Here is a 24,189-nt window from a genome sequence, read left to right as displayed (position 1 = left end):
AGCCCCGACAGTTCGCCAAGACCTGCCTGACCCGACGCCCGTTCGCGAAGTGCACGGGAGCCTCTGATCCCATGGCCGGCCCACCGCCCGCGACGGCCGCCGTCGACATGGAGATCGTCGAACGCCTCGCGAACGGGCCGCTGTTGCTCAAGTCGCTGAGCAACGACCTGATTCCCCAGGCGCGTGACGGCGGACCGTGCGATGCCGGACCAGGCGGCGGCTGCCCTGCACCACTGGTCCCGCGAACGTGACACCAACCGGATACGGCTCGGTCGGACGGGCGTGCTTCACTGCTGGAGTGACCCAGGACCGCGAGATCATCTCGTTCGAAACGGCCGAGGCCTTCGAGGTGTGGCTCGGCGAACACCACGCCGATTCCACGGGTGTGTGGCTCAAGCTGAGGAAGAAGCGCCCGGGAATCACGGCGCTTGACTACGCCCAGGCGCTCGACGTCGCGCTGTGTCACGGCTGGATCGACGGGCAGAAAGCCAAGTTCGACGAGGAATGGTGGCTGCAGCGGTTCACCCCGCGTAGGGCCACGAGCAAGTGGTCCAAGATCAACCGGAACAAGGCGACGGCTCTGATCGAGCAGGGCCGGATGCGACCGCCGGGCCTCGCGGAGATCGAGCGCGCCAAGGCGGACGGCCGCTGGGACGCGGCCTACGACGGGTCCAGGACGGCCTCGGTGCCGGACGACCTCGCCGCCGCCCTCAGGCACGCCCCGGCGGCAGCGGCCTTTTTCGAAGCCCTGGACCGACAGAATCGCTACGCGATCCTCTACCGGATCCACGACGCCAAGAGGCCCGAGACCCGTGCGAACCGGATCGCGAAGTACGTGGCGATGCTGACGGACGGCAAGAAGCTCTACCCCTGAGGGATGCCACCGCGGACGCCGCCGTGCTGCCGCCGTGGGCGGCGGTGCCCCACGAGGTCAGCCTTGCTCCCGGCGCTCATCAGATAGAGGGAATAGGTGATCGGTCGGCTTTTCGGTGAGGGCCGCGGCGCTACGTTTTCTGCCTCCGTCCGAGCAGGACGGCGTCCATCACCATGCTGACTTCACCGGTGCCTGCCGTGTCTCCCCGGGCAGGCACCGGCGTGTGTTGCGCACACCCCTGGGAGGGGTCATGAAGATTCCGGTACGTAAGGCCGTCTCGGTCGCGGCCATCGCGCTGACGTCGCTGGGCGGCGGAGGCGGCGCCGTGGCGTCCGCGGCCACCACCGGCCCGGAGCCCGCGTGCAGCGGCCCCGAATGCACCGACCTGGTACCCGCCAACCTGTCAGCCACCCAAGGCACTTTGAACATCACGCAGATGCAGTTGGAGAACATCAGCGCCATCGCCACCGAAGTCCGCAGCGGCAGGCCGCTGGTCGGCGTGAAGATCCAGTTCTACACAGTCGGCGGCCGTTTCCTGGGCTCCTCGTACACCAACCAGGACGGCATGGCAGGGGTCAACGCACCGGAGAACTTCGGCCCCGGCACCGTTCAGGAACTGCTCGGTGGATACCAGGCCGTCATGCTCGGCGACGGCGTCCACACGCCGGCCAGCGCACACGGAGCGATCACCATCGGCACGGACTGCTTTGTCGCCACCTGCCCACCGGGGAGCGACCGCAGGCTCAAGGTGGACGTGGCGCCGGTGGACTGGAGCCGGTGAAGATGCGTCTCCTGCGCCGCCGTTCCGGCGCCGCCCACGACAGTGCATCGGACTTCGCGCCGAACCCCTCCCTGACACCTTCTGCCGCGGCCCCCGTGGTCCCCGATGCCGGGGCAGACGCTGTCGCCATCGCTCCGGCCGAACCGGTAAACGGCTACCAGATCCTGGAAAGCGTGGCAGCCCTGCCGATCAGCACCTGGCGCTACCTGTGGGAGCCGGAAGGCATGCGTCACCTCGGGCCGATGGCCCAGGACTGGCACGCCACCTTCGACTTCCACCACCCCAACACGGGCGTCATCCCCGTCGTGGACAGCAGCGGCGTCGCCCTGGTGTGCATCCAGGCCCTGAACCACCGCATCGACGAACTCACCGCCGAAGTCGCCCGTCTACGAGAGACATCGGGCAAGCCCACGCCCTGAGAAAACCGGCCGGGGCACCGCGACCCCGGCGCTCCCGAGGGCCGTTGGCCGAGGGCCGTTGGCCGGGGAAATCCGCCGGCCAACGGCCCTCGACCCTTGAGACGAGAGAGGGCACCGACCCGCACGAAGCAAGGTGGCGCCCATGCACACGTACGCGCCACCTACGCCACTGGTCGCCCAGACGCCTCCTAGAAGAAGCCGAGCCTCTGCGGGGAGTACGACACGAGCAGGTTCTTCGTCTGCTGGTAGTGCTCCAACATCATCTTGTGCGTCTCACGGCCGATGCCGGACTGCTTGTAGCCGCCGAACGCCGCGTGCGCGGGATACGCGTGGTAGCAGTTCGTCCACACCCGCCCGGCCTGGATCGCGCGCCCCGCGCGATACGCGGTGTTGATGTCCCGCGTCCACACCCCGGCCCCGAGCCCGTACAGCGTGTCGTTGGCCGTCTTGATCGCGTCGTCGAAGTCCGCGAACGACGTCACCGACACCACCGGCCCGAAGATCTCCTCCTGGAAGATCCGCATCCGGTTGTCGCCCTCGAAGATCGTCGGCTGGACGTAGTACCCGCCCGCCAACTCCCCGTCGTACTCGATCCGCCGCCCACCCGTGAGGACCTTGGCACCTTCCTGCTGCCCGATGTCCAGATAGGAGAGGATCTTCTGCAACTGGTCGTTGGACGCCTGCGCGCCGATCATCGTCTCCGTGTCCAGCGGATGACCGGGCTGGATGGCCTCCGTCCGTGCGATGGCCGCTTCGAGGAACTCGCTGTAGTGGCCCTGCTGGATGAGCGCGCGCGACGGGCAGGTGCACACCTCGCCCTGGTTCAGCGCGAACATCGTGAACCCTTCCAGCGCCTTGTCCCGGAAGTCGTCGTCCTGCGCCCACACGTCGTCGAAGAAGATGTTGGGACTCTTGCCGCCCAGCTCCAGCGTCACCGGCTTGATGTTCTCGGAGGCGTACTGCATGATCAACCGGCCCGTCGTGGTCTCACCAGTGAACGCGATCTTCGCGACGCGGGCACTTGACGCCAGTGGCTTGCCCGCCTCCACACCGAACCCGTTGACGATGTTCACCACCCCCGGCGGCAGCAGATCCGAGACCAGGCTCATCCAGTAGTGGATCGACGCCGGGGTCTGCTCGGCGGGCTTGAGGACGACCGCGTTGCCCGCGGCGAGTGCCGGCGCCAGTTTCCAGGTCGCCATCAGGATCGGGAAGTTCCAGGGGATGATCTGCGCGACCACACCCAACGGCTCATGGAAGTGATACGCGACGGTGTCGTCGTCCACCTCACCCAGCGAACCCTCCTGCGCCCTGATCGCCCCCGCGAAATAGCGGAAGTGGTCGATGGCCAGAGGGATGTCGGCCGCCAGCGTCTCGCGCACCGGCTTGCCGTTCTCCCAGCTCTCGGCGACCGCGAGCGAGGCGAGGTTGGCCTCCATCCTGTCGGCGATCTTGAGCAGGATGTCGGCCCGAGCGGTGACCGAGGTACGGCCCCACGCCGGGGCCGCCGCATGCGCCGCGTCCAGCGCCCGCTCGACGTCCTCGGCGGTACCGCGCGCGATCTCGGTGAACGGCTGCCCGTTCACCGGACTCGGATTCTCGAAATACTGTCCGCGGGCCGGCGGCACGTACTCTCCGCCGATGAAGTGGTCGTAGCGAGCCTGGTACGTGACGACCGAGCCCTCGGTGCCCGGCGCTGCGTAACGGGTCATGATGGCCTGCCTCCCGCAGAACGCTGCCCGCCGTTGGGCAGCTCTCGCCGCGAGGCTAGGGAGACGGAGGTTGCACGGACGTTGCGATACGCCTCGGGTGCCGGGGACCGGGAGGGGAGCAGCTCCCGCCCGCGATGGCGGCGCCGATACCGGTTCCGTGGACTGCGGCCCGTGCCGTCGACCGCTGCCACAACGCGGGCGCCGCCAACTCGGCCTCCAGCTCCGCCACCCGCGCGAGCACAGGAGGAGTCGGCCGTACGGACGCCAGCGCACGCCACACCTCCAAGTCCTCGTCTCCCCAGGCGGAGTTCGCCCAGTCGGCCAGCAGATCCGGGTCGCCGCACGCGATCAACGACCCCCTTAACTCATCGGCGATCCTCCGCCGTAACCGCACCACCCCCGGCGCCTGCGACCCGCGCAACAACGGCCCCGCGTACGCCGCCGCAGCAGCGGACACCGCGCCCCCGCCGAGCCTCCGCTCCACGGTGGCCACATCCGACTCCACCGGAACCGTCAACCGGTACGGCCGCGAAGCCAGCACATCCGCCCCGAGGATCCGCCGCAGCCGCGCCACCTCCGCCCGCAGCGTCACCGGCGTCACCGACTCGTCCTCGTACAACGCGCACAGCAACTCGTCTCCGCTCAGCCCCTCCGGGTGCCCGGCGAGCAGTACCAGGATCTCGCTGTGCCTCCTGCTCAGCCGCGTCTTCCGGCCGCCCACGAGAAGCAGCGCTTCGTCCCGCCCGAGCGCCGTCAGCTCGACCGTTCCCTGACGTGGCGCCGCCGGAGCGAGCAGAGCGAGCTGTGACTCGGCCGCCCGTGCCACGGCCTGCACGAAGGCGAGGCTGTGCGGATGGGCCAGGCCCTTCCCGCCAGTGATGTCGATCGCACCGAGCAGCCGCCCGGTCCGCGGGTCGTGCACGGGGGCCGCCGCACACGTCCACTGCTGGACCTGCCGGGTGAAGTGCTCCGTCGCGAACACCTGCACCGGCCGGTCCACCGCGACCGCCGTCCCCGGCGCGTTGGTGCCCATCGAGGACTCCGCCCATCGCGCCCCGGGCACGAAGTTCATCCGCCCGGCCCGCTTCCGTGTCGCCGGATGCCCCTCGACCCACAGCAGCCTGCCCTGTGCGTCGCACACCGCGAGCAGATGCTCCCCGTCCTGCGCGAAGCTCCCGGTCAGCTCACGGAACAGAGGCATCACACGTGCCAGCGGATGCTCCGCCCGGTACACACTCAGCTCACCGTCCGTCAGCTCCACCGTCGCCGACATGCCGTCCGGGCTGACCCGCGCTCTCGCCGAACGCCGCCACGAGTCGGCCACCACCCCGCGTACGGGGCCGGCGACCGTCCCCGCAACAGTGAACGTCTCATGTGCACGACGCAGCGCACGTTCCCGCTCGGCGGGATCGGCACCCGGCTCCAGGGCCACCCATGGATCGGTCAACTCGCCCTCCCCGGACGACGGTGCGGCTGAGGACATCGTCACTCCGGGCAGCGAGCCCGACAAGCGTCGCGGCACGGTCGGAGTTCCGGGATCCCCGGGTGCCGCCGCCACGGGAACGGACAGCGGGAGCGGGCAGCGGGGCACCGCGGGTGTTCCCGGCCGACGGGTCAGGCGAAGTTGACCATCCTTATGTAGCGGGACCAGTCCCAGTAAGGACCGGGGTCGGTGTGGTCCGTACCCGGAACCTGCACATGGCCGATGATGTGCTCACGGTCCCGTGGGATCCCGTACTTCGTACAGATCGCGGCGGTCAGCGCCGCGGACCTCTCGTAGAGCGCGTTGGTGAAGTACTCCGGTTTGTCGACCCACCCTTCGTGTTCGATGCCGATGCTGCGGGTGTTGTAGTCCCAGTTGCCGGCGTGCCAGGCGATGTCCTTCTCCCGGACGCACTGCCCGATGTGTCCGTCGGCGGACCTCACCACGTAGTGCGCGGACACTTTCTTCGCCGGGTTCCGGAAGATCGCCACGGCGTCGGCCCAGGTCTCCTGGGTCACGTGGATGACGACATAGTTGACGGGATAGCTGCTGGGGCGGCTGGACACTGTGTAGTTGGACGTGCTGGCCGGCAAGGACTCGGCCGACGGATAGTCGACGGCCTGGGCCTGCGCGTCGGCCCGCGACGCGGTGAGAAGTGCGGCGGGAGCGGCGGCGAGGGCGGCGGCGCCCAACAGCAGTCCACGACGGCTCGGTAAGGCGAGTTCCTGATCTCTGGTGGCTCGTTCCATGTCTGCCGACCTGCCTCTCGGTGGGGGAACAGCTGGACGTACGTAGGGGAGGAGGGTGCGTGGCGCCCGCGGGCGGCGGACGCCGTTTTCGGGCCGTCGGGTACGGGCCGTCGGCGGGCGGCACCGGTGGGTGGAACGCCGGGTGGTACCGGTCGCTGTGACGACCCGCCGGCGGTCAGCCGCGCGGACCGGTCCGGTGGGGGAGTCCGGCCGCGATCTCCCGCAGCCTGGCGTGCAGACCACGGTGAGTCTCGCGTACGGGCAGCCACTCCTTGCGGATCTTCGCCACGCAGGTGTAGTTGGTGTCGCAGACATTGGCGAGGGGCGATTCCACAGCCTGTGTGGCGAACTGATAGGCATCCAACTCGCTGAAGCCGTAGTCCCGCACCAGCCACCGCACCAGGTCGAGCTGCGATATGCGGAAGGCGTCCTCCAGAGGGCGGGCCGAACCCGTGGAGATGATGTGGGTGTCGGACTCCAGTCGGGGCCAAGGGGTGGCAATGCCCTTGAGGAGTTCGACGATCACCACCGTGTTCATGGCGCACTCCACGGCGACCCCACAGGTCTCGCCCTCGCCCTGCCGGGCGTGTCCGTCGCCGAGGCTGAGGAGTGCGCCCTCGACATTCACGCCGAGATAGCAGGTGACACCGGCCCGCATCTCCGGCGTATCCATGTTCCCGCCGTGGGCGTCCGGCACCAGAGCGGACCGCACCTCCAGATTGGCGGGGGCCACACCGACCGTTCCATGCATCGGGTCCATCGGCAGCTCGATCTCCATGTCACTGTCCTTGGCCCGGAACATTGCCGTCCGCCGCTGCCGGTCCAACTGCCAGATCCACACGGTCTCCGGCAACGGCGGTTGCAGAGTGGCCGTCGTGTGCGTGGAGGTGAGAGCACCGAACAGCGGGACCGTCGTCGAGGCGGCCCAGTCCCGGGCGGGCTCCACGGACACGAAGTGCACGGCCACCGTGTCGCCCGGCTCCGCACCCTCCACATGGAAGGGGCCGGTCTGCGGATTGAGGAACGGGAACTCGCACACCTCCGACACCAGGTCCTTCTCGGACCGGACCCGTCCGCCGAAGCAGTCCTCGGTGTACAGATCCAGGACCGTGCCCGGGGCGATGCGGGCGCTGGGCGGAGCGCCGCCGAACGTCCAGGCGTACTCGTCCGGTTCGGGCCGTACGGTCAGGATCCTCGGGTCGCTCATGGCTGCACGGCTCCGCTCGGTGAAGGGTCGTCCGTCGGACGCGCCGCCGTCGGTCGGCGGTGCTGGTCTCACGTCAATTACGTTACGGCGCCGGGCGATTGAGGTGGAAGGGCGCCGGATGGATCTGTGGACACCGCAGCGATTGTGGACAACGCGGTGCCCCGAAAGGGTGACGTGAGGCGAGTGTGGCGCGGCGTGCCGCGCTGCGGCCTGCACCGAGCACGGCGGAGGCCTGCGTCCTGCGGCGTCCCGGCGATCCAGGGCACCGGGCGCAAGGCCGCCGTGGGCGCCGGGGCGGCTGGGCGCTCACCCACCGGACGGGCGGCTAGGCGCTGACCGGTACTGCTGCGGGATCGTCGAGCACGGCCCGTACCACCGAGTGGGCGGCGCCGAGCAGCGGACCCTCGGGCCCGAGACGGGACACCGCGATCCCGCAGGCCGGGCCGGCGGTGCGTCGGCTCAACTCCTGCTCCAAGGAGGGCAGAAGCCACGGTGCGAGCCGCGACAGGGCTCCGCCGAGCACGACCGACTGCGGGTCGAGCAGATTGACCGCGCCGGTCAGCGCGATGCCCAGGGCGCTCCCGGCGTCGCTCAGGGCCCGCCGTACTCCCTGGTCACCCGCGGCGGCCCGCTCGGCGAGGAGCCCGACCCGGTCCGTGCCCGGTTCCAGACCCGCGGCCCGCAGCACCGCCTCCTCACCGGCGTACTGCTCCAGGCACCCCCGCCCTCCGCAGGGGCAGGCCGGACCTTCCGGGTGCACAGGAACATGGCCCAGCTCGCCGGCGAATCCGCGGGTGCCGTGCAGCAGCCTGCCGTCGACGACGACCGCCGCACCGATACCGATCTCGGCCGATACATGGACGAAGTCGGCCGGGGCGCCGTCACCGAGCCAGAGTTCCGCGAGGGCACCGAAGTTGGCCTCGTTGTCCACGGTCAGCCGCAGGTCTGACGGGAGCAGGGCGGCGAGGTCCGTGTCGTGCCAGTCCAGGTTCGGTGCCCGGACGACCGTGGCGGTGTTCCGGGCCACCAGTCCGGGGACCGCCACCGCGAGACCGGCCGGCCGCAGTCCCTGCCCGTGTGCGTCGGCCGTCACCTCGCCTATGAGCCGTGTGAGTTCTTCGATCACGGGAGCCGGCCGGCGGCCTCGGTTGCTGCCGTGCCGCACCGCGCGCGCCCGTACGTCGCCGCGCAGGTCGACCGCGCACACCGCCAGATGGTCGACGCCGACCTCGGCGCCGATCCCCGCCGGGCCGCGCCCGCTGACCGCCAAGGCGGAACCCGGGCGCCCGACCCCTCCGGGCCGCTGCGGACCCAGTTCCTCCAGGAGGCCCGAACGGATCAGTTCGTCCACGAGGGTCGACACGGCGGCGCGGGTCAGTCCGATGCGGGACGCGACGGCGGCGCGGGACAGCGGTCCCTCGGCGGCGACGGTGTGCATCACCCGGGACAGATTGCGGCGGCGCATGCCCTGCTGGGTGTCGGGTGTCCCGGGGCGGGCCTCGTGGAGCGGTGCGGTCATTCCTCCGTCAGTCCTCGGTAGTGCGGCATACGGTCCTCGGCGGTGCGGCGGGTGGCAGGGCTCCCCGACGCACCACCTGTGACTCGGACCTCGGGTCGGGGTCCGGGCCGAATTCAGCCGGTCGACGGTGGCGGGTCGAGCAGGGCGGACGCGTCGGACAGTACCCCGGTGATGCGGTCCAGTGTTGCCTCGTCCCGCTCCACGGGGTCCAGCACGGGGCCGCGCGCGGTGCCCCAGCGGCGGGCCACGGCCGCCGGGTCCTCGCCGGTGAGCACGCCCGCGGCCTGCGCGGCGGCCCCGAGCGCCACCAGCTCCCGGGCCTCGGGCACCTGCACGGCACGTCCCGACAGCCGCAATACGGTCTGCTGCCACGTGTTCCCGCGCGCGCCGCCGCCGATGAGCAGCAGGGGTGCCGCCGGGTCGGCGTCCGCGTCGAGCACCATGTCGAGCGCCTTCAGGAGCGCGTGCACCGCGCCGTCGTAGGCCGCCTGGAGTACCTGGCCGCCGGTGGTGTCGTGCCGCAGCCCGTGCAGCAGACCCGAGGCGTGCGGAAGATCAGGGGTGCGTTCGCCGTCGAGATACGGGAGCAGCGTCACGCCGCCCCCCGGTTCGACCGCGTCACGGTCCAGACCGAAGAGCGTGGCGATGCGGTCGACGGCGAGCGTGCAGTTGAGGGTGCACGCGAGCGGCAGCCACTCCCCGCGCGCGTCGGCGAAGCCCGCGACCGTACCGCTCGGATCGGTGGGACGGTGCCGTGACACCGCGTACACGGTCCCTGACGTGCCCAGGCTGAGCACCGGGGCCCCGGGACGCAGGCCCAGGCCGAGAGCGGCGGCGGCGTTGTCCCCGGTGCCGGGAGCGACAAGGGTGCCCTTCGAGAACGGAAGGTCGCCCACGTCCCGTACCGTGCCGGCGATCTCACCAGGGCGCACCACGGTCGGCAGCAGCGCCGGATCGAGTCCCACGCGCGCGAGGATCTCTTCGTCGTACGACTCGTCGGCCGATGCCCACCAGCCCGTGCCCGAGGCGTCACCGCGGTCCGTCGTCCCGGATCCGGTGAGCCGTTCGGTGAGGTAGTCGTGCGGCAGCCGTACGGATGCCGTGGCACGGACCGCATCGGGTTCGTGCTCGGCGAGCCAGGCCCACTTGGTGACCGTGAACGACGGGGTTGGCACACTGCCGACGCGCTCCGCCCACGCCTTGGGCCCGCCGAATTCCTCCACGAGCCGACGGGTCTGCGGCGCGGAGCGCACATCGTTCCAGAGCAGAGCCGGGCGCACCGGTCTGCCCCGCTCGTCCAGCGTGACGAGCCCGTGCTGCTGGCCGCCCACCGACACGGCGGCGGCCTCGCGGGCGGCATCCCCGCACTGGTGCAGGGCCTGCCGCAGCGCACTCCACCACTGCTCCGGGTCGCTCTCCCGCCCGGCGCCCGTGGTCACCGTGTGCGGGGCCTGCCCGCTCGCCACGACCTCTCCGGTGGCCGCGTCCACGACCAGCACCTTCGTGGACTGCGTCGAACTGTCCACGCCGACGACAAGAGGTCCCTCGGATGCTGACATCGATACTCCGTTTCCGCGGGTCGGCCTGTCCCGCTGCGGCTGCGCCATCACCGTCATCTCTTCCCAGAGATGCTCATGCATACTAATTTGTAAATCGCCATGACGAAATAGTCGCAGCGACCGAGGAGCCACCGCATGAGCTATCAGCCCACCCCCGACGACCGGTTCACCTTCGGCCTGTGGACCGTCGGCTGGCAGGGCCGTGACCCCTTCGGGGACGCCACCCGCCCGGCCCTCGACCCCGTCGAGTCGGTACGCCGCCTGTCCGATCTCGGCGCCCACGGCGTGACCTTCCACGACGACGACCTGATCCCGTTCGGCGCGTCGGCCGGCGAGCGTGAGGCGATCGTCAAGCGCTTCCGCCAGGCGCTGGACGCCACCGGCATGAAGGTGCCGATGGCCACGACGAACCTGTTCACGCACCCCGTCTTCAAGGACGGCGCGTTCACCGCCAACGACCGCGACGTCCGCCGCTACGCGCTGCGCAAGACCATCCGCAACATCGACCTGGCAGTGGAGCTGGGCGCCCGGACATATGTCGCCTGGGGCGGCCGGGAAGGCGCCGAATCCGGCGCCGCGAAGGACGTACGGGCCGCCCTCGACCGGATGAAGGAGGCATTCGACCTGCTCGGCGAGTACGTCACCGAGCAGGGCTACGACCTGCGCTTCGCGATCGAGCCCAAGCCGAACGAGCCCCGCGGTGACATCCTGCTGCCGACTGTCGGCCATGCCCTCGCGTTCATCGAGCGCCTGGAGCGGCCCGAGATGTACGGCGTCAACCCGGAGGTCGGCCATGAGCAGATGGCCGGTCTCAACTTCCCGCACAGCATCGCGCAGGCCCTGTGGTCGGGCAAGCTCTTCCACATCGACCTGAACGGCCAGTCGGGCATCAAGTACGACCAGGACCTGCGGTTCGGCGCCGGTGACCTGCGGTCCGCCTTCTGGCTGGTGGACCTCCTGGAGACCGGCGGCTACGACGGGCCGCGTCACTTCGACTTCAAGCCGCCGCGGACCGAGGACTTCGACGGCGTGTGGGCGTCGGCCGCCGGCTGCATGCGCAACTACCTGATCCTGCGCGACCGGGCCGCCGCCTTCCGCGCAGACCCGGAGGTCCAGGAGGCATTGAAGGCGTCCCGCCTCGACGAACTCGCCCGGCCCACCGCGGAGGACGGACTGGCGGCGCTGCTCGCCGACAGCGCCGCCTACGAGGACTTCGACGTGGAAACGGCCGCCGCGCGCGGGATGGCCTTCGAGCGGCTCGACCAGCTCGCCATGGACCACCTCCTCGGCGCCCGCGGCTGACAGCGCCGACACGACGTCAAAGGGCGGCGGCCCGAGAGCATCACCCCTCGGTCCGCCGCCCTTGGCCGACTCAGATGCCGTGCGGCAACCGCAGGTAGGTCACCGTCGTCTTGATGCCGCTGTCGATCAGGCGGCCGTTCGCGTCGAAGGCGCCGCTCCCGTCCGTCATCCCGAAGTCGTTGTCGTTGATGAGTACGAGCGTGTCGTGCCGCACGCGCGCGATGCCCTCGATCTTGCCGGGCAGCCCCTGGACCTTGCCCAGGTCGGCCACGAGATTCTTGCGCAGCACGGGCACACCGGCCGCCGACGGGTCGGTGAGCTGCTCCAGGGACGGCGAAGTCGTCTCCTTGTCCCATCGCCCGCCGAGAATGTCGGAGCGGCGGTTCAGTTCCACGACCTGAAGGCGCGCGGTCTTGTCGGTGCGCTCCTCGACGAGCAGACGCTCGCCGCCGAGAGCCACCAGCGAGGAGATCTTCAGCTCGGACGGGTCGTCCTCGCTCGGATCGACGACGTTCACCGGGTCGAACCGGTACGCGTACTCGGCCGTGACGGCCTGCTTCCTGGTCGAGAAGCGGAACAGTCGCGTGGTGAGCGACGCTTCGCCCGCGCTCTTGTCCGGCAGCAGCAAAGGGCTCTGCACGGCCAGCACCAGGTCGCCGCCGGGGAGTTGGGCCAGGCCCTCGAAGCCGCGGTTGATCTTGCGGTGCAGCAGCACACCGGGCAGCGCCTCGACGACCGGGTAGTCCGCGCCCTTCAGGTTCAGCCCCTTGGGGACGTACCGCGAAAGGACCTTCCCGCGCGCGGAGACGTGCAGCAGCGAGGGACCGTACTCGTCGACCAGCCAGAAGCTGCCGTCCTTCGCCTGGACGATGCCCTCGGTGTCCACGCCGTTCGGGTCGTATGTGAGGGCGGTCTTCGCGTCGTACGAGTAGGGCGCCTCGTCGCGACTGATCTGGTTGGGCAGGCCCGTCACGGGTTTGCCCGAGCGCGTGGTGAGCGGGATGGCGTCGATGACCTTCACGGTCTTGCCGGTGACCCGGATCTTGACGATCGCCGGGTCGAAGCCGGGCACGGGGAAGGTGCGGCGCTTGGTGCCGTCCACCGCGATCTGGCCGTTGGGCCCGCGGTCCGTGATGGTCCAGAACTCGCCCTCGCGGCCCGCGGGATAGATGTCACTGCCGATGCCGCCGAGCTTCACACCCCGGTCATCGCTCACCGTTCCGGGCAGCAGCTTGTTGCTGAACGCGCCCAGCGGTATGTCACCGAGTGTCGCCGTGTTGGTGATTCGGGGCTGGCCGCCATGCGTGGGGGACGGCGCGCCGGTCGCGGTGCCGGATGCCGTGACCGACGCGACGACGGCGATCGGTACGCCGAGAGCGAGGAAACGGCGGAGACGGCGCCTACCGGCGGCGTTCGGGGACATCTGGCCTCCAGGAACGGGAGATCGGCTTGACGGTGGCCAGAGTCCGCTGCTCCCGCCAACGTCCGGCGGACGGTGGGTGAACGGCGGCGGGCCTTCCGGCGGCGCATCCCGCGAGAAACAGTGAACGACAAGCACCGCACGCGGGGATCGGTGGCCGGTCACCCTCGTGCGTCAGCCGTCAGCCGTCAGCCGTCAGCCGTCAGGCGCCCACAGCCGTCGCCGTCATGAGGCACCGTCATGCCGCACCCGTCAGTCGTCTCCCCGCGCCGTGGCCAAGGCTGTTGCCGGGTCGTGGGCTGCCGGACCCGCCGGAGCCCAGTGCCCGCGCTCCTCGCGGTACGGCCACCACCGGCCGTCGCGCCCGAACCGCACCTGGGTCCTCACCTGGTCACCCTGTTCCGCTCCGACCGTGGTCCAGCGGTTCGACTCGACGCCCAACGGGGGCCGCTCGTCGTCGTCCCAGGCTCCCTCGACGACCGCACGCGCGCGTGCCATCGCCTCGGGGTCCGGCACCCATGCGTCTTCCAGAACCGCGAGGGCGGCCCGACCGCCGTAGATCCAGGCGCGTATCGCGCGCGCGATGCCCTCGGCGTCCCGGCCCGAGCCGTCCGCCAGCCGGGCCGTCGCCCGCGCGCCGGGACGGCCCGCCGCGAGCCGTACCGCATCCTGTTCCGGCGTCAGGTCCGCCTCGACGGGGAGGCGTTCATGGCGTGGCGACAGGGCGTCGGACAGCAGCCGGTGAGCTTCGACGGCGGCCTGGAGTGCCAGGAATTCGAGAGCTTCCGGATCCACACCCGGCGCGGGCTGCGCATCCGTGTCCAGTGAGGGCGGCAGACCTGGCTCAAGGGGCAGCGGGGGAGGGTCGGGCAGCGGCGGCAGGATGTTTTCGGCCGCGAACGCTTCGACGGCGTCCACGCCTACGCACGCGCCCTCTTCCTGCTCGTCGTCGCCCGCTTGGCCGTACTCCGTCTCGTCGGCCGACGTTGCGTTGCCCTGGGTGATGCTGCGCACCTGCAACTCGTCCAGGACCGTGCGCTCGTCACGGCCCCGCAGGAGGAGCAGCACGAAAGGGTCCTGGTCCAGGAGGCGGCCCACGTGATAGCACAGCGCCGCCGTGTGAGCGCAGTGGTCCCATGCCTCGCAGTTGCATTCCGGCTCCAGGTCGCCGATGGCGGGCAGGAGTTCGACGCCGACATCCGACGCGTCCTCGACCAGGTGGGGTGGCATGTCGCGGTCGAGCAGGGCCGCGATGTGCCCGGCGCGCTGCACGGCCATGTCCAGGAAGCGGCCCCATTCCTCGTCGGTGAGCCGCTGCCACAGCACGTCGGCCCGGTGCCGGGTGCCGTCACGGTCCTGGACCACGGCAGTGATCCGGCCGGGGCGCACCGATACGGCACCCACCGCGCCCGCGCGGGCGAGTGCGCGGCCGGTCTTCAACTGCGCCGAGTCCAGCGCCGTGTCCTCCAGCGCCTTCAGCCAGGTCTGGCCCCACCAGGTCTGTGCGAAACCCCTTCCACGGGCGGGAGGCAGCGCGGCGAAGGTCCGCTCCCGCTCGTACGGGGCTTCGTCGCCGTAGGAGCGGGGGTCGCGGTCGATACGGTCGTCCCCGAAGTCGTCGGTGTGACTCATCGCGCGCTCCCTCGCAGCTCTACCAGGTCGGCCAGATCGGCATCGGACAGTTCGGTCAGTGCCGCGTCCCCGGCGCCGAGTACGGCGTCCGCCAGCGCGCGCTTGCGCACCAGCATCTCGGCGATGCGGTCCTCGATGGTGCCCTCGGCGATCAACCGGTGGACCTGCACCGGCTGCGTCTGCCCGATGCGGTACGCGCGGTCCGTGGCCTGCGCCTCGACCGCGGGATTCCACCAGCGGTCGTAGTGCACGACATGCTCCGCGCGCGTGAGGTTCAGGCCCGTACCCGCGGCCTTGAGCGAGAGCAGGAAGACCGGCACGTCGCCACTCTGGAAACGGTTGACCATCGCCTCGCGTTCCCCGACCGGCGTGCCTCCGTGCAGGAATTGCGACGGCACTCCACGCGCCGTCAGATGCCGTTCGATGAGGCGAGCCATCTGTACGTACTGTGTGAAGACGAGCACGCCCGCGTCCTCCGCGAGGATCGTGTCGAGGAGTTCGTCGAGCAGTTCCAGCTTCCCGGACCGCCCGGCGATCTTCGGCCGCTCCTCCTTGAGGAACTGGGCGGGATGGTTGCAGATCTGTTTGAGCCCCGTGAGGAGTTTGATGATCAGGCCGCGCCGTGCCATCCCGTCGGATCCGGCGATCTCCGCCAGCGTCTCGCGCACCACCGCCTCGTACAGGCCCGCCTGTTCCCGCGTGAGTGACACCGCACGGTCCGTCTCGGTTTTCGGCGGCAACTCCGGCGCGATCCCGGGGTCGGACTTGCGGCGCCGCAGCAGGAACGGGCGGACGAGCCTGGCGAGCCGGTCCGCGGCGCCCGGATCACCGCCGCCCTCCACCGCGCGCGCGTAGCGGACGCGGAACGTGCCCAGACGGCCGAGGAGCCCCGGGGTGGTCCAGTCGAGAATCGCCCACAGTTCGGAGAGGTTGTTCTCGACGGGCGTGCCGGTGAGCGCCACCCGCGCGCGTGCGTCGATCGTCCGCAACTGCCGGGCCGTCGCGGAGTACGGGTTCTTGACATGCTGTGCCTCGTCCGCCACGAGCAGGCCCCACGGCACCCCGGCGAGGCGTTCGGTGTCCAGTCGCATCGTGCCGTAGGTGGTGAGGACGAACTCGCCGTCCGCCAGGGACTCCAGGGAGCGCCGTGAGCCGTGATGGCGGCGTACCGGAGTGCCGGGTGCGAACTTCTCGATCTCCCGCTGCCAGTTGCCCATCAGGGACGTCGGACAGACCACGAGCGTCGGCCCCGACGTCTCTCGGTGCCCCTGCCGGTGGAGGTGCAGCGCGATCAGAGTGATCGTCTTGCCGAGGCCCATGTCGTCCGCCAGGCAAGCGCCGAGACCCATCGACGTCATCCGCGCCAGCCAGTTCAGACCACGCAGCTGATAGTCCCGCAACTGGGCGTCAAGGGCCGCCGGCTGCCCGACCGGCTCCATGCCCTCCGGGTCCGCGAGGCGGTCCCGCAGCGCCGTCAGCCACCCGGTGGGATGGACGTCCACGCGCCGGCCTTCGACCTCCGTGGACCCCGTGAGTACGGCGCTGAGCGCGTCGACAGGGGTGACCTTGCGGTCCTGCCGTGCGCGCGCGAGACGGGCCTCCTCGGGGTCGACGAGGACCCACTGGTCACGCAGTCGTACCACGGGGCGGTTGGCCTCCGCGAGCCGGTCCAGCTCGTCCCGGGTCAACGGCCGGTCTCCCAGCGCGAAACGCCAGTTGAAGGCCAGCAGTGCGTCCGCCGACATGAACGACGGCGCGTCGGACGACGCCTTGTCGGGACCCGTCTCGTCGTCCGGTGGGCCGATCACGGCGCGCGCCGTGAGCTTGCGCGCCAGCTCCTTCGGCCAGTGCACGTCGATCCCCGCGACAGCCAGCGCGCGGGCGCCGTCACCGACGAGTTCGGTGACCTCGTCATCGGCGAGGTCGATCGCGTCGGGCACGGGGGCCGACAGCAGCGGCATGAGCGGCGCCCACGCGCGCGTGGCGCGCCGCAGCGCCAACAGCACATCCATCCGCGCGCGCGGACCGAACAACTGGGCCGGGACACCCGACGCGGCCCATACCTCGGCCGCGTCCGCGACGAGCGCCGGATCACTCACACCGTGCACCTGGAGCACGGCCCGGAAGGGGAAACGCGTGGCCTCCGCGTCGGCCGACGCCAGGCCCGGCACCTCGACCCGCAGCGAGATCCGTACACCCGCGTCGTGACCGGAGGCCACATCGGCGGCCCACTCGCGCTGTGCCGGGAGGCGCTGCGGCTCGTAGGCGGCGAAGGCCGGGCCGCCGGTCACGAGAGGCGCGGCGGGGGAGCGGGGCAGCCCGTCCGCCACGGCGTCGAGGAATGCCCGCAACAGCCACTCCGGTTCGGGCAGTCGCAGTCTCGGCTCACCCTCCGACGCCGCCTGAGGACCGGGCCCACCGACGGGAGCCGCGTGGGCGCTCGGCGGCATCGCGGCGGCGAGGTCCCGGATCCGCCCCACGTCCTCGGCCCGCAGCGGCCCGAACCGCCACGCGTCGTGATCGCTCGCCGTCAGTCCCGGGAGCAGCAGACCACGCGCGGCGAACTGAAGGGCGAGTACGGTAGACGCCCCCCAGAACACAGCCGCCGGATGCGCGCCGGCGACAGCCCGCGCGCGGGTGAGCACCGGAAGGGCGGACCGCACGGGCACCACCACGGCCGGCACGGACACCGCCTCGACACTGCCCTCGACGGGAACGGCGACGGTCAGCTGCTCCACCGTCCCCGCCGCGGTGCGCGGCAGTTCCGCACCATCGGGGTGCCAGAAGGCCATCCTCCCCGCGCGTGGGGGATCGGCGGCCAGGAACACCGCCCGGCAACGGGAGAGTTCGGAGATCTCGGCGGGTGACATCGCGGGAATCCTCTGCACAGCGACGGCGTATTCCTCAAATTTGACTAGCAGGTGGGCGGCCGAGAGTACATCAGGCCAGGCCCGAAGGCGCACGACAGCGCGGTGATCCGGCTCACCCCACCCCCGGGGTGTACTCAGCCCCCCTGTGCGCCACCGGGAGACCCCCGCACTGTACGGGTGGTGGCGCCATGGTCGCCGAAGGTCACCGATCCGTACGTTTCTAGAGGTCAGACCGTATGTCCCCGGAACGCACGCAGTCGCTCCGGGTGGCTCCCCGCACCTCACCGCATTTCTATCCAGAGATCCAGAAACCGGAGACCCACCATGTCCGAGGCCGTCGCAGCCGTCACGGAACGCACCGCGACCTCCACCGGCAGAGAGCCGGCGGGAAGCGAGTTCACGCCCCTCCTGCGCACGGTGAAGGAGCAGGGGCTGCTGGACCGCCGCACCGGGTGGTACGCCCTCGGCATCACCGTCAACGCCCTGGCGCTGGCAGCTGTCGTCACCGGCATCGTGCTGATCGGTGACTCCTGGTGGACCCTGCTCCTGGCACCCGTCCTCGCGGTCCTGTGCGCGCGTACCTCGTTCATAGGCCACGACGCGGGGCACGCGCAGATCTCCTCCGACAAGTCCGTCAGCCGCGTCGTAGGGCTCATCCACGGAAACCTCCTCCTGGGCATGAGCTACGCGTGGTGGAACGACAAGCACAACCGTCACCACGCCAACCCGAACCACGTCGACAAGGACCCCGACGTCGCCGCCGACATCCTGGTGTTCAGCAGTGATCAGGTCTCCACGCGCACGGGGTTCCGCCGCTGGCTCACCCGTAACCAGGCGTGGCTCTTCTTCCCGCTGACACTCCTCGAAGGGCTCTGGCTGAAGATCTCCGGATTCCGGGACCTCAGGCGCCAGTCCCCGCGCGAGCGGATCGTCGAGGGAACCCTCCTCACCACCCACGTCGTCGCCTACCTGGTCCTGCTTCTCGGCACCATGTCACTCGGCAAGGCACTCGTTTTCGCCGCCATCCACCAGGCACTCTTCGGCCTGCACCTGGGGATGGCGTTCGCGCCCAACCACAAAGGCATGGAAATGCCCGACCCGGACGGCGACCGCTGGGGCCATCTGCGCCGGCAGGTGCTCACCTCGCGCAACATCAAGGGCAGTCCGCTCACCGACTGGTTCCTCGGCGGGCTCAATTACCAGATCGAGCACCACCTGTTCCCGAGCATGCCCCGCCCTCACCTGCGGCTCGCCCAGCCCCTGGTCCGCGCACACTGCCGCGAAGTGGGTATCTCCTATGCGGAGACCGGGCTCGTCGAGTCCTATCGCCAGGCTCTGCGTCACATGTATGAAGTCGGTGAGCCCCTCAGGGTCGGGTAGGGGTCCCGTATCAGGGGCGGATCAGGGTCGCGGCCTGGAACTGGACGGAGGGCCGTACCGTTCCTCAGTACAGAGAGCGGCTGAAGCCGCGAAGGAGGCGACACACATGTCGAGGAACGCGAAGATCGCCGCAGGGGGTGTGGCGGCCGGGCTCATCCTGCTGATCTGGCTGCCTTGGTGGGCCGCCCTCCTGATCGTGCTCGGTGTGCCGACGGCGGCATACCTCACGCTGGACCCCTCACAGCGGCGCAGACTGCGCCGCGTGACCCGCAAGGAAATCGGCCGCTGAGCCACCCGGGCCGGTCCCGGCGGTGTCCCGGACCGGCCACCAGGCCGCCCCGCGCACATTTCGGGGCGGCCCTCAGTCGCTCGCGGGCCTGCCCACCCCCCCGACGGGCCCGCGAGCCCTTTTCCTGCTCGTAGCGGCGGACAGGGGCGTGCGGGGACGCGTGGTGAGTGCGTGCGTCCGTGCGAGCGCGCGGGCCGGGCCACAGAGGCGTGGGGGTCAGGCGGGTCGTACGGCCATCTTGTCCAGGGCCTCCAGGAGCGCCGGCAGCTCCGCGCCGCGCCCGACCGGAAGCACCTCACCGGGTTTCTCGTCGAGGAGCACGAAGGCGATGTCGTCGGTCCTGGCGACGATCGACCATCCCGGGCCGTCGGCGCGCAGTGTCCGGGCCTTACCGGAGGCGAACGAGGACCGTACCCGGCCGAGCGGTGGGGGCGTGTCCACATAGGCGCGAACCTCTGCGAGCGCGCGACGGATCCCACTGGGGGGCTTCCGGCCGTCCGAGGCCTCGTCGCCACCGCCGTCGTCCTGACCGTCGCTCTTGCGCACGCCTGCGTCGTCCTTGTTCCCGTCCGCAGGGTAGGAAGTGTCGGTGTCACCGGCGGCAGCCGGACTCGCGGTGCTGTCGGTCGCGAAGTCGGCGTCGTCGACCTGCGCCCGCCAGGCGGCCCACTGGAGCGCTATCTCGTCGGCACCGAGCCGCCGCTGCGCGGCGCCCCAGGAGCTCGTGTCCGGTGGCGCGAGCGGCGGCCGGTCACCGGTCTCCTCGCCGGGGGCCGGGTCGTGGGGCGCGGGCAGTCCGGGGGCGGCAACGGCGAGTGCCAGCGGCCAGCCTGGCAGGGCGGCCACGACCGTACGCTCGTCCGGCGACAGGTCGTACTCCATACCGCAGTCCCAGGAGGCGATGGCGACGGCGACCAGGGACACGTCGTCCACCACGACCGTCCACCGTGCGCCGGAACCGTCCTGGCCGAGTACCAAGCCGTACCCGTCGGCGAGCGGCGCCAACTCCAGCGCCGCGCACGCCTCCGGGTAGTCGTCACCCAGCACGCTCGGAAACTGTGCGGGCGTCAGCAGCACCGCGGTCAGCACATACAGCGCGTCATCCTCGGCGGCGACGGCGCCGTCGTCCGTCCCGGCCATCCCAGCCTCCCCATCGCGTCGTCCATCGGCGCACCTTAACCAGGCGTAGAAGTGCTAGTCGAGGGCGAATGAGCAGCAATTTCGCTCGCAGAACGGGCCGTCGCGGACCTACCATCCCTGTCATGTCCAGGTCCCGCACGCACTTCGTCTGTCTGCCGTGCCGCGTCTCCTTCAAGAAGGCGAAGGACTACACGCGCGAGCGTGTCGACATCTGTCCCCGGTGCGGCGGAGAGTTGCTCGACGCGGGTACGGCGCTCGCCGTGCCCAAAAGCCGTGACATCGCCGCCTGGCGGGCTCTGGGAGTCGTCCTCACCGCGGGAATCCGCTTCCGGCAGGACTGTTGCGGATGCGGTCCCGGCTACCGGCCGCGCACGCCCCGCGAGGTCCGTGAGCGACTGGCGTACGCCGCCGCGACAGGGGTCACGGTCCGTCAGGCGCTCGTCTGCCCGGATCCGACCCATACGGACATCAGGCAGCGGGCAGGCCGAGGAGGGTACGCGCAACCGTCTCCGGCGATTCGTCGCGTTCGCGCGCGAGGGCGATGACGGCCCGGGTCGCGAGTTCACTCACGCCGAAGGAGAGCGCTTCCGGGGACACCCAGGTCCGCGCCTCGTCGACCGTCTCCTGGTCGTCGGCGGCGGACGCCGCCACATAGGTCGCGGCGGCTTCGAAGAGATTCGGCGTGGGTGTCCTCCCCGCCCCTGACGTGTCCGTGGGCCAGAGCTTGCGGATTCTGCCGAACATACGTGCCACCCCTCTTGGTCGTGCCGTCCCCATGAGGACGTGTTCATCTCCCTGCGCTCAACCTAGAGTTGAAGTCGCGGTGGCAGAAGAGGGAACTTGCCGTGATGTGCCGTGCCTACGCCCGCGCCCGGTACTTGCCGGGCCTCGGCGGGCCGCATTTCCGGTCGGGCGAGGCTGGGGAGGCCGGGGGAGATCGGCCGACTGGCGTCGGGGCCGTCGTGGCGGACCGCCAGCGCCAGGAACCGGGCGTCCTCGTCGACGTACGAGGTCATGTCCCAGCCGGACTCCGCGAGCAGGGGGCCCAGCCGGGACTCGGCGCGCAGGTCGTCAGCCGTGATCTGACGGCCCTGACGGGCCGCGAGCGCCGCCCGGCCGATCGGATGGAACAGCGCGAGCCGCCCTCCGGGCCGCACGACCCTCCGCAACTCGCGCAGATTGTCGGCGGGGCGCGGCAGATGGGCGATGAGTCCGGCCGCGAACACGGCGTCCAGGGATGCCGTGCGCAGCGGGAGTCGTGCGACATCCGCGAGCAGCAACAGGCCGTGAGCGCCCCTGCCGGCCCGTACGGCGGCGTCCAGCATCGCCGGAGTGAGGTCGGCACCCAGGACGACCCCCGAGGGGCCCACGGCGGCGCGCAACGCCGGGAGGGCCCGACCCGTGCCGCACCCGGCGTCGATCACGCGGTCGCCGGGCCGCAGACCCAACTCCGCGGCGGCTGCCCGGTACGCAGGCTCGTCGTCGGGGAATCGGGTGTCCCAGTCGGCTGCGCGCGCCGTGAAGAACTCCCGTACATGTGCGTGGTCATCGCTCATGTCTCGCATGATCCCTCACACTGACGGGGCGGTCCCCACACCGTTCTGAACGTGGCGGGCCGGGCGGTGGACGCGTCAGCGCTTCACTCGGTCATCACTCGGCCATTCCGGCCCTCACTCGGTCATCCCGGCGTAGGCGACGGCCTTCTCGATCCGCATCCGGACCAGCAGTTCGCCCGGCTGCCCGTTACGGACGGCGAACTCCTCGGCGCGGTCCTCACCCATGTACCGCGCGCCGATCCGGGCGGCCCACCGTCGCAGGTCGTCCAGGTCCTCGGACAGCTCGGCACGTCCCTGGAGCGTCACGAACGCGAACGGCGGACGGTCGTCGTCCACGCACAGGGCCACCCGGCCGTCCCTCGCCAGGTTCCGGCCCTTCACTGTCTCCTTCCCGGTGTTGAACACCAGTTCGTCGCCGTCCAGGACGAACCAGATCGGTGCGATGTGGGGGCTCCCGTCTGCGCGCACGGTCGACAGCTTGCCGGTGCGGGTGCCCTGCGAGACGAAGTCCCGCCATTCCTCGTCGGTCATCTTGTGTGCCATGGCCCTCATCCTGCTTGCCGGGACGCCAAGGGTGGTGAAGGCTTGCGGGACGCGTCCCCCAGCCAGGAGGCGCCGATCGGGGGACATCAGGGAGCGGGGAGAACGGGACATGGCACAGAGCACGGGGCTGAGCTGGCTGCTGGACGACCTGACCCAGCGCGTCGAACATGTACGGCACGCACTCGTCCTGTCCAACGACGGGCTGGTGACGGGGGCGAGTACCGCGCTCGACCGGGAGGACGCCGAGCACCTGGCCGCGGTGGCATCGGGTCTGCACAGTCTGGCGAAGGGATCGGGGCGCCACTTCGGGGCGGGCCGGGTCCGCCAGACCATGATCGAGTTCGATGACGCGGTCCTCTTCGTGACCGCCGCCGGCGACGGCAGTTGCCTGTGCGTCCTGAGCACCGCCGAGGCGGACATCGGCCAGGTCGCCTACGAGATGACCCTGCTCGTCAACCGCGTCGGCGAACACCTCGGCGTGAACGCCCGCCAACCCGAGCGCGCCCCCACCGCGGACGACTGAGCGGCGCCCACGACCTCGGGTCCTCACACGACCCAATTTCTTTCTTGCATCGCTGACCTGCGGAAATGTGGATGCCGACGGAGTTATCCACAGGCTCCCCACGAGATCCGGTATCCGAGCTACGGTTTTCCCGAGAACGATCACAGCTCACGGGGGAGAACCGACATGACCAGCAGGACCATCGCTCAATCCACGCCCGCGACCGCCTCGGGGCCGGCTCCGGCGACCGCCTCGGGACCCGGTGCCCCGACCGCCGAAGGGCGGCGGATCCCGTCGAGCCCGCCGACGGTCGCGCAGAGCCGCGCTGCCCGGGAACTCGGTCTCGCACGCATCGATTTCGACCTCGCGGTACAACTGGGCCGCATCCGCACCGTTCCCGACGGCTCCGGAGGCCATCGGCGTGTCGCGCAGGCGGAACTGGACCGGGTGCGCTCCGCCGCAGGGTTCCCTCACACTCTGCGCGAGAGCGTCAAGGCCGTGGGCACCAAAGAGGGCGCCGAACTGCTGGGCATCACCTCGGCCCGCTTCACGAAGCTCGCCAGGCTGGGACTCCTGAGGCCGGTGAAGTTCTACCTCAACCGCTACCGGGCGGTCGTGTGGCTCTATCTCGCCGAAGACCTCCACGAGTTCGCCGCCAAGGGCGACAGCCATACGCTGCTCACCGGGCGGACTCCGGAGCACTTCCGCTCCCAGCTCGACACGGGCACGGATCTGCGCGCCCGCAACTGGCGCTTCCGGTACCTGGGCAGTCTGCTGCGGCAGACCGAGGACCCCTGGGAGCGTGCCGCCGTCACCGCATCGCTCCTCCCTTCGGACCGGATCACGGAGACCGTGCGGGACCCCGGAGAACGGGCCCGCCTCACCCGCCTCGGACCGCCCCGCCTCAGCAAGGGCAACCCGAATGCGCCCACCGCACAGATCGTGGAAAGGATCATGACGGCGGACGACGAGGACGAGATCGCCTGGCTGCAAGTGAGCCTTGGCCTCTGCCTCGCCGAGGCTCGGCAGAAGGACGCCGAGCAGGTGCCGACCGGTACAGGACATACCGCCCCCGGCATGGCGGTGGCGGTGACCTCAACAGCCGTCGGTGCCGTGGCCTGCCCCGAGGCGTCCACCCCGGCGACGGGGGACCCGAAGCCGACGCGGACCCTGCTGAAGTGGCTTCGCCGCAGAGGAGCCTGAAGCCGGGCCGGGCACAGTGGCTGAACGGCCGGCCCAGGAGTGTGGATGG

Annotated in this window: 20 protein-coding genes and 1 pseudogene; 8 read left to right on the top strand and 13 right to left on the bottom strand. The window is 70.6% G+C overall.

Annotated elements, in window-relative coordinates; genetic code table 11:
- Positions 1–298: 298 nt before the first annotated feature.
- From ACIQNU_RS19415 to ACIQNU_RS19405, 3 genes are all read left to right on the top strand, one after another.
- Positions 299–874, top strand: a complete 576-nt coding sequence (locus tag ACIQNU_RS19415) for a YdeI family protein (RefSeq protein ID WP_401367623.1) — start codon at positions 299–301, stop codon at positions 872–874.
- Between the two features lie 250 nt (positions 875–1,124).
- Positions 1,125–1,655: a hypothetical protein gene (locus tag ACIQNU_RS19410; RefSeq protein WP_401367620.1), complete on the top strand. Its 531-nt coding sequence runs from the start codon at positions 1,125–1,127 to the stop codon at positions 1,653–1,655.
- 2 nt (positions 1,656–1,657) lie between these two features.
- A complete protein-coding gene (locus ACIQNU_RS19405) occupies positions 1,658–2,074 on the top strand; it encodes a tail fiber domain-containing protein (protein ID WP_401368066.1) in 417 nt (138 codons plus the stop codon).
- Between the two features lie 188 nt (positions 2,075–2,262).
- On the opposite strand, the gene ACIQNU_RS19400 is transcribed toward ACIQNU_RS19405, so the two are convergent.
- From ACIQNU_RS19400 to xylB, 6 genes are all read right to left on the bottom strand, one after another.
- Positions 2,263–3,786, bottom strand: a complete 1,524-nt coding sequence (locus ACIQNU_RS19400; RefSeq protein ID WP_401367619.1) for an aldehyde dehydrogenase family protein — start codon at positions 3,784–3,786, stop codon at positions 2,263–2,265.
- A gap of 55 nt (positions 3,787–3,841) precedes the next feature.
- Entirely contained in the window at positions 3,842–5,269 is a 1,428-nt protein-coding gene (locus ACIQNU_RS19395) for a GAF domain-containing protein (RefSeq protein ID WP_401367617.1), read from the bottom strand.
- Positions 5,270–5,400: 131 nt separating this feature from the next.
- Positions 5,401–6,018, bottom strand: coding sequence for an N-acetylmuramoyl-L-alanine amidase (locus tag ACIQNU_RS19390; protein WP_401367615.1), 618 nt, complete (start codon positions 6,016–6,018; stop codon positions 5,401–5,403).
- Positions 6,019–6,193: 175 nt separating this feature from the next.
- Positions 6,194–7,225, bottom strand: a complete 1,032-nt coding sequence (locus ACIQNU_RS19385; RefSeq protein WP_401367614.1) for an acetamidase/formamidase family protein — start codon at positions 7,223–7,225, stop codon at positions 6,194–6,196.
- A gap of 325 nt (positions 7,226–7,550) precedes the next feature.
- Complete coding sequence (locus tag ACIQNU_RS19380; RefSeq protein WP_401367612.1) at positions 7,551–8,744, bottom strand: ROK family protein; 1,194 nt, start codon at positions 8,742–8,744, stop codon at positions 7,551–7,553.
- Between the two features lie 113 nt (positions 8,745–8,857).
- A complete protein-coding gene (xylB, locus tag ACIQNU_RS19375; protein ID WP_401367609.1) occupies positions 8,858–10,303 on the bottom strand; it encodes a xylulokinase in 1,446 nt (481 codons plus the stop codon).
- Between the two features lie 135 nt (positions 10,304–10,438).
- On the opposite strand from xylB, the gene xylA reads away from it, so the two are divergent.
- The gene (gene xylA, locus ACIQNU_RS19370; RefSeq protein ID WP_401367607.1) at positions 10,439–11,605 is read left to right on the top strand and encodes a xylose isomerase; all 1,167 of its coding nucleotides are present in this window, start codon (positions 10,439–10,441) and stop codon (positions 11,603–11,605) included.
- A 70-nt stretch (positions 11,606–11,675) separates the two neighbouring features.
- On the opposite strand, the gene ACIQNU_RS19365 is transcribed toward xylA, so the two are convergent.
- The 3 genes from ACIQNU_RS19365 to ACIQNU_RS19355 form a co-directional block, all read right to left on the bottom strand.
- A complete protein-coding gene (locus ACIQNU_RS19365) occupies positions 11,676–13,028 on the bottom strand; it encodes an esterase-like activity of phytase family protein (protein WP_401367604.1) in 1,353 nt (450 codons plus the stop codon).
- Between the two features lie 249 nt (positions 13,029–13,277).
- The gene (locus ACIQNU_RS19360) at positions 13,278–14,657 is read right to left on the bottom strand and encodes an SWF or SNF family helicase (protein WP_401367602.1); all 1,380 of its coding nucleotides are present in this window, start codon (positions 14,655–14,657) and stop codon (positions 13,278–13,280) included.
- Entirely contained in the window at positions 14,654–17,527 is a 2,874-nt protein-coding gene (locus ACIQNU_RS19355; protein WP_401367599.1) for a DEAD/DEAH box helicase, read from the bottom strand. The genes ACIQNU_RS19360 and ACIQNU_RS19355 overlap by 4 nt, the downstream gene beginning before the upstream one ends.
- 324 nt (positions 17,528–17,851) lie before the next feature.
- Here ACIQNU_RS19355 and ACIQNU_RS19350 point away from each other — a divergent pair, with 324 nt between their 5' ends.
- Positions 17,852–18,907, top strand: a complete 1,056-nt coding sequence (locus ACIQNU_RS19350; protein ID WP_401367596.1) for a fatty acid desaturase family protein — start codon at positions 17,852–17,854, stop codon at positions 18,905–18,907.
- Between the two features lie 106 nt (positions 18,908–19,013).
- Positions 19,014–19,196 carry a hypothetical protein gene (locus ACIQNU_RS19345; protein WP_401367594.1) on the top strand — a complete coding sequence of 61 codons (183 nt, stop codon included), beginning with the start codon at positions 19,014–19,016 and terminating at the stop codon, positions 19,194–19,196.
- Positions 19,197–19,412: 216 nt separating this feature from the next.
- Here the strand turns inward: ACIQNU_RS19345 and ACIQNU_RS19340 are convergent, their stop codons facing one another.
- The 4 genes and pseudogenes from ACIQNU_RS19340 to ACIQNU_RS19325 form a co-directional block, all read right to left on the bottom strand.
- Positions 19,413–20,336, bottom strand: coding sequence for a hypothetical protein (locus ACIQNU_RS19340; RefSeq protein ID WP_401367591.1), 924 nt, complete (start codon positions 20,334–20,336; stop codon positions 19,413–19,415).
- A 468-nt stretch (positions 20,337–20,804) separates the two neighbouring features.
- Positions 20,805–21,080 carry a hypothetical protein gene (locus ACIQNU_RS19335; protein WP_401367588.1) on the bottom strand — a complete coding sequence of 92 codons (276 nt, stop codon included), beginning with the start codon at positions 21,078–21,080 and terminating at the stop codon, positions 20,805–20,807.
- 221 nt (positions 21,081–21,301) lie between these two features.
- A pseudogene (locus tag ACIQNU_RS19330) lies at positions 21,302–21,901 on the bottom strand (class I SAM-dependent methyltransferase); the annotation flags it as partial.
- A 105-nt stretch (positions 21,902–22,006) separates the two neighbouring features.
- On the bottom strand, positions 22,007–22,435 hold the full coding sequence (locus ACIQNU_RS19325; protein WP_401367586.1) for a PPOX class F420-dependent oxidoreductase: 429 nt from the start codon (positions 22,433–22,435) through the stop codon (positions 22,007–22,009).
- Between the two features lie 109 nt (positions 22,436–22,544).
- On the opposite strand from ACIQNU_RS19325, the gene ACIQNU_RS19320 reads away from it, so the two are divergent.
- Both ACIQNU_RS19320 and ACIQNU_RS19315 read left to right on the top strand, forming a co-directional pair.
- Positions 22,545–22,958 (top strand): roadblock/LC7 domain-containing protein, encoded by a 414-nt coding sequence (locus ACIQNU_RS19320; protein ID WP_401367583.1) that lies wholly within the window; start codon positions 22,545–22,547, stop codon positions 22,956–22,958.
- A gap of 165 nt (positions 22,959–23,123) precedes the next feature.
- A complete protein-coding gene (locus ACIQNU_RS19315; protein ID WP_401367581.1) occupies positions 23,124–24,140 on the top strand; it encodes a DUF6397 family protein in 1,017 nt (338 codons plus the stop codon).
- Positions 24,141–24,189 lie beyond the last annotated feature (49 nt).

The organism is Streptomyces sp. NPDC091292, assembly GCF_044757265.1.
GTDB lineage: Bacteria > Actinomycetota > Actinomycetes > Streptomycetales > Streptomycetaceae > Streptomyces.
Note: the sequence above shows the minus strand (reverse complement) of the source record. Positions and strands in the feature narration are given on the sequence as shown.